This window comes from Arenibacter sp. ARW7G5Y1 (assembly GCF_003201775.1).
Lineage (GTDB): Bacteria > Bacteroidota > Bacteroidia > Flavobacteriales > Flavobacteriaceae > Arenibacter.
In genome coordinates this window covers 84,545-92,544 of the sequence record NZ_QJJZ01000004.1, presented here as the reverse complement: position 1 = coordinate 92,544, position 8,000 = coordinate 84,545, and the positions used below count along the sequence as shown (strand labels likewise).

Here is an 8,000-nt window from a genome sequence, read left to right as displayed (position 1 = left end):
GTTTCCAAGAGGGCGGCAAAGGCGGCGTCTGTAGGTGCAAACACGGTAAAAGGGCCATCTGTCTGCAACAGATCCACCAAACCGGCATCGGCCTGTACCAAGGCTCCTACCAATAAAGATAGAAATTCGGTATCCATTGCCAGCTCTACAATATTGGGTGTTGGCTCTGGAGTTAAGGCGTCCAAAACTTCCTGTGGAACCAATACTTTGTCTATTATGTGTACAATACCATTGGAAGCCAATACATCTGCAGGACCTACTTTTGCGTCCGCATCGGTCGGATCCTGTATATAAACATCCCCGTCTATATTAATCGTAATTTTTTCCCCTTGCAGTGTGGTAAATTCCTGACCATTGGAAAGAGAACTGGAATCAGCGGCGGCCCCAACCACTACGTGATATTTTAAAATAGTAGCGAGAAGCTCCCGTTTTTCCGGAGTATCAAAGTCGCTTAAACTATCATATCCATCCAAACTGGCCAAAAGGGAAGTAAAGGCGCTATTGGTAGGTGCGAAAACCGTAAAAGGCCCATTGCCACTCAATGCCCCGATCAAATCTGAATCGTCGTTTTCATCCGCCTTGGCCAAAGCAGATACCAAACTACTTAAAATGTCTGTGTCCTGGGCCGTTTCCACAATGGTACTCAAAGTGGGCTCATCAATTATGTCATTGTCGTCATCATTGTCACAGGAAACTAAAAGTAACAGTGAACTGAAAAATGTCAAAAAATAAATGCCAAATTTTTTCATGTCTAATTTTTTATTGTTAATACTTAGACAAATATAAACATTATTTCTTTTTGTCCAACTTATTTTATATAAATATTAGACATAATAAATTTATTGACCTTCCAACTGGAATATTTGTTTAACTTTACATTGCAATTTATTAGACAATGATATGAGTAGGTATTCCATGGCGCAGATAGTATCCCTAACAGGTATTAATTCCCATACACTAAGGAAATGGGAAAGTAGATACGACTTTTTAATTCCAGAAAGAACGGATACCAATATCCGGTTCTATTCGGATGCACAGTTAAAGAAACTATTGAACATAAGTATCCTAAGAAGCCAAGGAGTGCGATTGTCCGCTATAGCCAAGATGACGGACGAAGAAATTCATAAGGTGGTCGCAGACGCCTTGATCGAGTCTAACCAAGATGCCGAGGTGAAGGCCTTGGTATTGAGCATGATTAATTTGGACGAACAGGAATTTGACAATATAATTAAATCCCAAATCATCAAAAATGGGATATTAACTACCTTCACCGAGCTTATTTACCCTTTTTTACATAAAGTTGGAGTTCTCTGGGGCATTAACAAGATTATGCCTGCGCAAGAGCATTTTGTATCGAACCTGATCCGTCAAAAAATTTGTTCCGCCATAGATCTATTGCCCATTGCACCAAAGAATGCTCCAAAGATCATCTTGTTCCTGGCCGAAGGGGAAAATCATGAAATAGGATTATTGTTAGCTTCCTTCATTGCCAAAAAGCTAGGGTGGAGGGTATTTTACCTCGGACAAAATGTACCCTATGACAATGTAAAGACCATGGCACAGTTAGTAAAGCCAAATTATCTTCTGACTTTTTTTGTCACCACCACCCCTTCCGTGGTTGAGGAAAAAGTTATAAGGTTATCGTCTGAAACCAAAACTCCATTATTATTCTCTGGAAGTCCCATTAATTTTGAGCTTAATAATATAAACCCCCTGGTGACTTATTTGGAAAGTCCATCCGATTTGATTAAAATTTTGGAGGAGGCTTTATCATCAACCCGAGCTTAGTACGGCACCACCGGCCATTATAATAGTGAATCAACATTGCTGCAATAGATATAAACCAGGTGTATACCAGTCTTCTAAATCGGCATGGACCTATTCTGTTCTAGCCTTAAACCAGTATAGTATTACAATTGATGAAAACCCTCCAGAATTGGTCTACTGCACACTGTCTTTTTTCTTTTCTTCCTCCTTTTTTTTACCGAATAGTCCGCCAATAATTTTTTTAGCCACTTCTTTCTGAGCTTCTTTTTTGGCAACCACCGTAGTATCGGTTTTTCCGGTGGAATCTACCTTTTTGGTGTTGCTCCCCAATAGGCCTCCAATAACGTCTGCGGTACTTTCCTGATTTTTCTTTTTGGTGGAATCTGTTGCTTTCTGATTTTTGTTGATAAGATCCCCAATAAAGTCCTTGGCCTTGTCCTTCCCCTTATTGATCAATTTCTGTTTTTCTATTTCGACCAGTTGTGCGGTTAAATTTTTTATACCCGAAGAAAGGTCGGTTGTCACCGTAGGACTGGTATAGGCGCCACCTATATTGGCTGTCACTGGAATTGTTAAATTTTCCAAAGATTTCTCATCAATTTTAGCTATTAAATTGGTTATGTCCTTTCCCAAATATTTGGCAGGCACTTCAATGGTAGCTGCATAGTTCAATTTTTGGTCGAATGTGTGGCTACCGGCTACATTGATGGCAAAATCCTGATATTTTATCGTAAATGGCTTAACCTTGACCACTCCGTCCTCGAAGGTCAATGCCGTTTTTAAATCCTTTAAATTGAGTTTTTCAAGATCTAAAAAATTTAGTTTACTGTCCAACTCAGTAAGTAAGGGTGCACTTTTGGCATCAATTTGATTGGTCATCAATTCGGCCAGGATATTCCCTGAAATGGTACTTAGATTGGGCGTAAAATCATCCTTTAAACTTCCCGATATCTGAACATCCGAATTTAATGTTCCTTGCAGAATCTTAGCTATGGGCGCCAGTGTCCTAAACATTTCCAAAGCCTTAAAGGTTTCGGCAATCTTAAATCCGTCCATTCCCAATTTCATGGCAAAGGTTGGCGTGGCCTCCTTGGTAGAAACTTCCCCGTTCAAAGCTAATTTACCGTCGAATATGGAAGATGTCATATTGGTAAGAATAGCTTTCTCATCTTTAATTCTAAGTGTTCCCTTTACATCCTTTAAGGTAAGGTCATCATAAATAACGGTATTGGCACTGGCATTTATGGTACAATCCAAAAAGGATGGTATTTTTATCTTTTCCTCCGTGCTTGTAGTCGTGGCCCCTTTTTCTGTGCCACCATCGTCGGTGGCAGTTTCAGCCACCATAAAATCATTAACAGCAAATGTGTTGGATTTTAAATTGAAGTTCCCCTCTACATTTTCATTATTGAACATAAACCCCAATAGGTTATTGATGGTCCCTGAGGCATCAAAATCGGTCTTGCCGGTTGCTCCTTCCGAATTGTTCAGGGTTACCGTAGTAGGGTTAAAAGTTACTGAAGTACTTTTTAAGTTAATTGGGTTGGGAAATTCATCCGACTTATATTCAAAGTCGCTCAATTTTAAATTACCGGTGGTTTTGGTATTTTCATACCTCTTTTTTTCTATGGATGCCATATCAAAGGCCGTAGAAATATCAGCAATTAAAATGCCCTTTAAATTCAAATCGGCAGGAACTGGATAGGCCTTTGAAATATTGGCCAGGTTCATTTTCCCGTCCAATTTGGCATTGACCTTTGTATTCCCCATAAGGTCGTTTATTTTGGCTACCATATTAAACTTGTCCTCATCTATCATAAAGGACAACTTTCGGATATCAACAAAGGTATCTTCCGTTATTCCTGTATTATTGGAAATTTCGGTATCTATATATACGTTCCTGACCGATTTTGGCAAATCTGGATACTTAAAGGAGGCATTATCCGAATTTATATCGATTTTAAACTGGGGAATATGATCATCATCCACAATTCCCTTAAATTCACCTGAAACGGTAAAGTTTCCAGTTGTGGAAACCTGTGCTATATCCTTGGAATAAGCAGCTGGAATCACTGCCAAAAAGTTTTTAAAATCGGACGAAGGTGTTTTAAAACGAATGTTTACCTCCTGGTTGTCATCATTCAATTTAATAAATCCGTCAAATACCAAGGCCAGTTGATTAACCATGGCCTCGTTCTTTAAGAAGGAATACTTGTTTTCCTTAAGATCTACCCCTATAAGTGCCTTCAATTGTACCGGATTCTTATTTAAATATTGTGTACTGTCCATTTCAAAGGAGACCAAACCACTGGTCTCGGTATCCAATTCCGAAATTTCCAAGGAAAGATCCCCCCTACCGCTATGGTTCATCTCTGAAATGGCAAAAGACATACCACTTGAAAGGTCATTATATTTAATGAACGCATTATTGATGCCATAAGACTCCAAAGCCAAGTTAAAACCACTTTCGGAAGATGTGGTACCGGTTGCAGTCCCGGAGGAAGTACCACCATCATTGGCTATATCATAGTTGGCATTCCCTTCCTTGTCTACCATTATGCTGATAAGCGGGCGTTCCAATATTAAACTCTTTATTGCAATGGGCTCACTGGCATCCTTGAACAGTTCCTTGATAGACATATCCAGGGTTACCTTATCGGATGCAAATAACGTATCGCCCTCAAAGGGAACCTTATTTATCAAGCTTATCCTATCCAAGGTAACGGTAGCATTTGGAAAACTACTAAAAAGAGTTAAATCGGCCTCTGAGAAATCGAAGGTGGCATTAATATTATTGTTCACCTTATTCTTAATAATATCCGCAATTTTGCCCTTTAAAAAAAATGGGGTTGCTATTAGCAGTATAACTATTACCAAAAAAATGCCTCCGACAATTTTTAAAATCTTCTTTTTCATCTGTTACTTTTATTAATATTATATACCCTTGATGGCGCTACCGGAGCAATACTCCATATATTTCACAATCCATTCAGCTAGGTTTGGCCCTATGGCACAATATTAACTGGAAATTGGACATAAGATTAAACATATACCAATAATTATTAACGCAATTCTACAATATATCACCAAGTAAAATCAAAATTCCCGTTTAGTTTAAACAAAATTTAACACGGAAACACAAAACACTTTTCATATTGTTATTCCAGCTAATACACCAATGATATAATCAATATATTGAACTACTCGATAAGAACTGAGAAAAGCCAGTTTTATTATGCTTCAAGATCAATTTCCTGATTTACCTGCAAATTGAACCGTTTTCTAAAGAGATATACAAAGAAATACAGAAAAGGGGTGTCAAAGAAGGCAACAATTACTTTAAAAATAAATCCACTTACCACAAGTCCGTAGAACATGGCCCATGGCAACACTCCAAATATACAAAGAAGGCCTACCACCGTAAAGGTGTCTATAAACTGGGAAAGAAAAGTAGAAAAATTATTGCGCAGCCATAGATGCTTGCCATTGGTCAATTTTTTCCAGAAATGATAAATACCAATATCTATATATTGTGCAAAAAGATATGCCAACATAGAAGCAAAAACGGCAATAGGTGAAAGGGCAAACACATGATTAAACTCCTCATCCTGTACCGGTGAATTGGGCAATGCCGGGACCCAATTGGCAAGCAATACAATCCCCATGGAAAAAAAAGAGGCAAAAATCCCCGCAGTAACAATTTGGTTTGCCTTTTTTCTGCCATAAATTTCAGAAATCAGGTCTGTAATCAGAAAAGTTAACGGATAGGGCAATATACCCACAGAGATTTCAAACAAAGACGCCCCAAAAACGGTAACATCCCCAAAAGGCCTCCAATAAAAGAACTTTTGAAAAATTAAATTGGAAACTACCAAGGAAGTAATGAACAAAGCTCCCAAATATAGGTAAATCCTAAAAGCCAACTTCTTATCCCCGTCCTTTAAAACCGAATTCCCCATTGGTCAAAAAAAATTTAACATTTTATAATTAAAACCCAATTAAAGCGTTCCTACACTTTAATCCCTGTAAAAAATCAAATTTACAAGAACAGGGGTCGATTAACAATAAAAAAGAAATAAACTAAATTTTTAAGCATGAACAAAAGTATTTTAGTAGCATTCCTAATCCTAATAACCACAGTCGTCAAGGGCCAATCCTATATTGGACTGGGCACGGACAATTACAACGGGGTACACGGTCTAATTTCCAATCCTGCCAATATAGTGGACTCTAGATTAAAATCGGATATAAACCTCATTGGGGTTAGTGGGTTGGTAGGAAACGACTATTACAGTGCGAAATTTGGAGATATTTTTGAGGACGATTTTGATTTTGATGAGGATGGAACAAAATCACCAAAAAACGCAAATAATGCCTATGGCAATGTTGATATTTTGGGACCATCATTTATGTTCAATATCAATTCCAGGAATTCATTGGCAGTATTCACTAGGGGCAGGGTGTTTTTTAACGTAAACGATATTAATGGGGATACTTATGATAATATTTCCAATGAGTTTGATGAAAATGAAGATTTCAATGTAAACGAAGGAGACTATCAGCTGAGCGCCAATGCTTGGGCAGAAACCGGAATCACATTCGCCACAGTGCTAATGAACCAGGAACAGCACTTTCTTAAAGGGGGTATCTCACTAAAATACCTCATGGGCTATGGCAACGCTTATTCAAGTGGAAAGAACATTGTTATAGATTATGATGCGGATGGCTCTGGAACAACAGGAAGTATTGAGTCCCAAGGTGAAATAGCCTATGGGAATAGCGCCAATATAACGAACGATTTTGAAGATTATGAATTTGTTAAGAGTGCGGACGGTTTTGGGGTAGATCTAGGTTTTATCTACGAATGGAGGCCTGATTTTGCGGACTATACCGTTACGGACAAGGACGGAAATCCCTACGCTCCCAAGGACATTAATAAATACAAATTAAAATTTGGACTGTCATTGACCGACCTTGGAAGCCTGAAATATGAGGGTAGCGAAAATGCGTATGACATTACCAATTCTATAAGTGAAGACGATTTTGATAACGAAGAAGGATTTGAGGACAAGCTAAACAACCTGTACACACAAATCAGGTCTGGCAATGCATCCAAAGCAGTTTTGCCTACAGCCTTGCATCTAAATGCTGATTGGAATATCAACAATCACTTTTATATGAATCTAAATACCGATTTATCAATTACTTCAAAGGACAAAACCAATACCAATAGTATTGCCAATATTGTTTCCCTTACCCCTAGGTTTGAAAGCAAATGGTTTAGTTTTTATTCCCCTGTCAGCTATGTACAAAACTTAGGTGTACAGTGGGGAGCTGGTTTAAGGGCAGGGCCATTGTATATCGGTTCTGGTTCCATCTTAACCGTATTGACCAGTGACAACTCCAAAGGAGCGGATGTTTATGCCGGGTTAAAAATCCCTATTTATCAATCCAGGCCAAAAGACAAGGACGAGGATGGCGTATTGGATAAGGTAGATGGATGTCCTGAGGTTCCAGGACCTGTTGAAAACAACGGATGCCCTTGGCCAGATACCGATGGCGACCAAGTGTTGGACAAGGATGACAACTGTCCCGAGGAAGCAGGAATTATTGAAAACAAAGGATGTCCTTGGGAAGATACAGACAATGATGGTGTGTTGGATAAGGATGACCATTGTCCGGAGGAATCGGGTATTTTGGAAAACAACGGATGCCCTTGGCCAGATACCGACAGTGACGGTGTATTGGACAAAGACGACAATTGCCCTGATGTAGCTGGAACTGTTGCCAATAACGGCTGCCCCGAAGTTACCGAGGAGGTTCAAAAAACCTTAAATGAGTATGCCAAGACCATTTTGTTCAATTCGGGTAAGGCTACCATCAAAATAGAGTCAACCAATGTGTTGGTAGATATCATAAAAATACTCAATGAATATCCCAATGCCAAATTCACGGTTGAGGGTCATACGGACAGCATAGGTAGTGTACCGTCCAATCAGAAACTTTCCGAGGAAAGGGCACTTTCCGTTAAAAATTTCTTAGTTGAAAAAGGGATTGACAGCTCAAGACTAACATCTATTGGATATGGGGAAAGCAAACCTATAGCCACCAACATGTACAAAGCAGGACGCGCAGAAAATAGACGTGTGGAAATTAACTTGGTAAAAAACTAGTTTTAAATTTGTAGATAATAGTAAAGCCCCTTGCATGCAAGGGGCTTTTTATTTTACCAA

Annotated in this window: 5 protein-coding genes; 2 read left to right on the top strand and 3 right to left on the bottom strand. The window is 38.9% G+C overall.

Features of this window, described 5'->3' with window-relative positions:
- Window positions 1–749, bottom strand: a 749-nt coding sequence (locus C7972_RS07340) for a fasciclin domain-containing protein (protein ID WP_146216288.1), incomplete at its 3' end; no start/stop codon positions are given.
- A gap of 151 nt (window positions 750–900) precedes the next feature.
- Here C7972_RS07340 and C7972_RS07335 point away from each other — a divergent pair.
- Entirely contained in the window at window positions 901–1,788 is an 888-nt protein-coding gene (locus C7972_RS07335; RefSeq protein ID WP_110355575.1) for a MerR family transcriptional regulator, read from the top strand.
- A gap of 153 nt (window positions 1,789–1,941) precedes the next feature.
- Here the strand turns inward: C7972_RS07335 and C7972_RS07330 are convergent, their stop codons facing one another.
- Together C7972_RS07330 and C7972_RS07325 are read right to left on the bottom strand one after the other, a co-directional pair.
- Complete coding sequence (locus tag C7972_RS07330) at window positions 1,942–4,683, bottom strand: AsmA family protein (RefSeq protein WP_110355574.1); 2,742 nt, start codon at window positions 4,681–4,683, stop codon at window positions 1,942–1,944.
- A 317-nt stretch (window positions 4,684–5,000) separates the two neighbouring features.
- A complete protein-coding gene (locus C7972_RS07325) occupies window positions 5,001–5,726 on the bottom strand; it encodes a queuosine precursor transporter (RefSeq protein WP_110355573.1) in 726 nt (241 codons plus the stop codon).
- A gap of 135 nt (window positions 5,727–5,861) precedes the next feature.
- Between C7972_RS07325 and C7972_RS07320 the strand changes: the two genes are divergently transcribed.
- The gene (locus C7972_RS07320) at window positions 5,862–7,940 is read left to right on the top strand and encodes a DUF5723 family protein (RefSeq protein WP_110355572.1); all 2,079 of its coding nucleotides are present in this window, start codon (window positions 5,862–5,864) and stop codon (window positions 7,938–7,940) included.
- Window positions 7,941–8,000: the final 60 nt, after the last annotated feature.

What these genes read in the sequence shown, in the direction of transcription:
- C7972_RS07325 (WP_110355573.1), bottom strand. Translation starts at nt 5,726, where the DNA reads ATGGGGAATTCGGTTTTAAAGGACGGGGATAAGAAGTTGGCTTTTAGG.
- C7972_RS07335 (WP_110355575.1), top strand. Translation starts at nt 901, where the DNA reads ATGAGTAGGTATTCCATGGCGCAGATAGTATCCCTAACAGGTATTAAT.
- C7972_RS07320 (WP_110355572.1), top strand. Translation starts at nt 5,862, where the DNA reads ATGAACAAAAGTATTTTAGTAGCATTCCTAATCCTAATAACCACAGTC.
- C7972_RS07330 (WP_110355574.1), bottom strand. Translation starts at nt 4,683, where the DNA reads ATGAAAAAGAAGATTTTAAAAATTGTCGGAGGCATTTTTTTGGTAATA.